The sequence below is a fragment of the Cytobacillus sp. GQ23 genome, from assembly GCF_059758675.1.
Genome location: NZ_JCAXER010000085.1, coordinates 1 through 312, shown reverse-complemented (window position 1 = coordinate 312; position 312 = coordinate 1). Strand labels below are relative to the sequence as shown.

The window sequence follows — 312 nt, the reverse complement described above, 5'->3', positions numbered from 1 at the left end:
ATACTTTTATGAGACTTCCTAAAGCCTGATAATTGCAGTCAGATGTTCCAAAGCTAAACGCTTTGTCACAGATTGCTATTCGAATGAAGTGATTCACAGATGCTGCAATCTGCTCTACCGACTGAGCTAATGGCTCGTTGAAGTGGTGCCGGCGAGAGGACTTGAACCCCCAACCTACTGATTACAAGTCAGTTGCTCTACCAATTGAGCTACACCGGCATGTTATATGGTGGAGGATGACGGGATCGAACCGCCGACCCTCTGCTTGTAAGGCAGATGCTCTCCCAGCTGAGCTAATCCTCCATTATATAC

2 tRNA genes are annotated in these 312 nt (G+C 47.1%); both read right to left on the bottom strand.

The window, feature by feature from the left end:
- Positions 1–143: 143 nt before the first annotated feature.
- Positions 144–219 (bottom strand) — tRNA-Thr (locus AC6CHU_RS26005).
- Positions 220–227: 8 nt separating this feature from the next.
- Positions 228–303, bottom strand: a tRNA-Val gene (locus tag AC6CHU_RS26000).
- Between the last annotated feature and the right edge of the window lie 9 nt (positions 304–312).